Source organism: Clostridium sp. UBA1056 (assembly GCA_002316385.1).
In the GTDB taxonomy this organism is placed as follows: Bacteria; Bacillota; Clostridia; order Clostridiales; family Clostridiaceae; genus Clostridium_J.
This window is the reverse complement of the sequence record DCDL01000063.1, coordinates 28,173-31,063: the sequence shown is the minus strand read 5'-3', so window position 1 is coordinate 31,063 and position 2,891 is coordinate 28,173. Positions and strand designations below refer to the sequence as shown.

The window sequence follows — 2,891 nt, the reverse complement described above, 5'->3', positions numbered from 1 at the left end:
GCTAACAATAATATTAAAGTGCCTCTTCAATATTTTATATAAGATTAGTAATATATTTTGAGAAAGCCTCTTAATAAAATTTATTTAAATCTTTTTATTTCACTAAAACAAAATAAAAAACTATTTTTTATGATTTTAAAAATTTCTTCACTTTTCTAACTGCGATTCTACCTTTACGTTTAATCATACTTTTAATAATTATAGGCTTAAGTTTTTCTAGTTCTATACCTTCCTCATCATATTTTCTGACAAGTGATATGGCTTCAAACTTACATCTAACTGTACATGCTCCGCAGCCTATGCACATGTATTCGTCTCTAACTGTAGCTCCACAGCCAAGACAACGTTCTGTTTCTTTTTTCATTTGCTCTTCTGTAAAGGTAGGGCGTAAATCCTTGAAGGTTTCTTTTGATTTCTTACCATCTACATGAAGTGCTCTTTGTCTAGGCATACGATCATAGCTTTCAAGAATTAAGTTTTCTTTGTCTAGTCCATAATAAGCTCTCCTATCACGTCCATTAACTAAGCTTTGACCTGGTTGAACATAACGATGAATTGAAACAGCTGCTTCTTTACCCATGGCAATGGCATCTATTGCGAACCTTGGACCTGTCATTGCATCTCCGCCTGCAAAAACATCTTTTTCTCCTGTTTGTAGGGTGAAGGAATCTGCCTTGATTGTCTTATTTGGATTTAATTCTGACTGACTTCCCTCTAAAAGATTCCCCCACTCTATTCCTTGCCCAACAGAAATTAATATATGATTTGCCTTAACAATCTTAACTTCGTTTTCATCAAACTTTGGATTAAATTTTCTATTTTCATCAAAAACAGAAATACACTTTTTAAATTCAATTCCAACTACCTTGCCATTTTCAGTTAGAATTCTCTTTGGTCCCCAAGAATTATTTATTTCAATATCCTCAGCTAACGCTTCATCTATTTCTTCATCTAAAGCAGGCATTTCTTTTCTACTTTCAAGACAGAACATAGAAGTATTAGTCGCGCCAACTCTTGTAGCCGTTCTTGCAACGTCAATAGCTACATTACCACCACCTATTACAACAACTTCTCCATCTAAATTAATTTCATTTCCTAAGTTAACTTCACGTAAGAAATCAACTCCAGTGATAACACCCTGAGCCTCTTCTCCTTCTATACCAAGGTTTCTTCCTGATTGTGCACCTATTGCAATATAGAATGCTTTATATCCTTCACCTCTTAAGTATTTAAGGCTTATATCTTTTCCAACTTCAACACCGGTTTTGAATTCTACTCCTAATTCTCTTAAGATATCTATTTCAGCATTTATTACATCCTTTTCTAATCTATAAGAAGGAATACCTAGTGTCAGCATACCGCCAAGTACTTTTTGTTTTTCAAATACAGTTACCTTGTATCCATCAATTGCTAAGTAGAAGGCACAAGATAAACCTGAAGGTCCTGCTCCAACAATAGCTATCTTTTTACCATATTCATGTCTTTTCTTTGGCACATAACGATGCTTCACATTTAAATCTTGTTCTGCTATGAATTTTTTAATTTCGTCTACAGCAACTGCTTCATCAATTTCCCCTCTAGTACATGCAGATTCACATTTTCTTGGGCAAATACGCCCACATACTGCGGGGAATGGATTTTCATGCTTGATAAGTTCAAGGGCTTCTTTGTATCTTCCTTGAGAAGCAAGCTTGATATATCCTTGAACAGCTATGTGCGCTGGACAATTGGTTTTACAAGGACTTGTACCAGTTTTAACAACATTTTCTCTGTTAGTTCTGTAATCAACATTCCATTTATCTGGTCCCCATTCAGTATTTGATGGGAAGTCTTCTCTTTTCTCTTCACTAATTGGTGTTTTAGTACATAATTTTTGTCCTAATTTTAGAGCATTAACAGGACATACCTTAACACATTCTCCACAAGCAACACATTTATCTTTATCTATTTGTGATATATAATTTGAACGAACAAAATCATTGTGTAAGAACATTGCTGCATTTCTAGTAGCTAAGCAAGAACAACCACAGCAGTTACAGATTGCATGAGTTTTTCCTGAACCATCTGTATTTGGTATTTGATGCATAAGACCATTTTCTTCAGCCCTTCTTATGATATCAAAAGCTTCTTCACGGGTAATCTTACGTCCTCTACCTGTACGAATATAATATTCAGCAGCATCTCCAAGCTGAATACACATATCTTCTTTTAAGTGTCCACAACCTTCACCCATGGCTTCCCTTGCTGTACGGCAAGAACAGTCTGCAACTGAGAAAATAGTATTTGTATTTAGATATTGAGAAATTTCCTCATAGGATGCCCTTCTTGTTTCTCCTTCAATAGCTGTTTCTATAGGTATAACACGCATGGTACCCTTTCCTACTGGGAAAATGCCTGCTGCCATAGGAGCCTTTCTTTTTCCGTACTCATCAAAAGCCTGACCCACTTGAAGAAAATTATTAACATTTTCTTTGTGTGGATGATTAACTATAAGTTCCATATGTCCAGGAACCCAAATTTCAAGCCAATATTTATCAACACCATCTTTGTTACCTATTAGACAAGCACCTGCAATAGCTAATTCCCATAGAATTTTAGATGTTTCTTCTACAGATTTACCACAAAGGGCTGCAACTTCTTCTGCACTCTGGGGTTTACGAAACTCAAGACAAAGGGCTACTTCTGCCATTTCTTCTGTAATAACAGCCTCTAGAACTTTATACTCAGGACGATTCTCTGTAATTTCCGACTTTGAACCACGTTTTGTCTTACTAATCTTATTGGCAAGCTCCAGTACTTTTTCTTTTGCCATATTTGTTCTTTAGCAAGAGAAGGTATTAGGCATCTGAAAATAAATAATAAGTCAAAGATGGGAAGTATATTTTGAGTTA

1 protein-coding gene is annotated in these 2,891 nt (G+C 35.3%); it reads right to left on the bottom strand.

Going from position 1 to position 2,891, the window contains the following annotated elements; all coding sequences use genetic code 11:
• Window positions 1–127 precede the first annotated feature (127 nt).
• Entirely contained in the window at window positions 128–2,812 is a 2,685-nt protein-coding gene (locus B3W71_RS18335) for an FAD-dependent oxidoreductase (protein WP_346890374.1), read from the bottom strand.
• Between the last annotated feature and the right edge of the window lie 79 nt (window positions 2,813–2,891).

What these genes read in the sequence shown, in the direction of transcription:
- B3W71_RS18335 (WP_346890374.1), bottom strand. Translation starts at nt 2,812, where the DNA reads ATGGCAAAAGAAAAAGTACTGGAGCTTGCCAATAAGATTAGTAAGACA.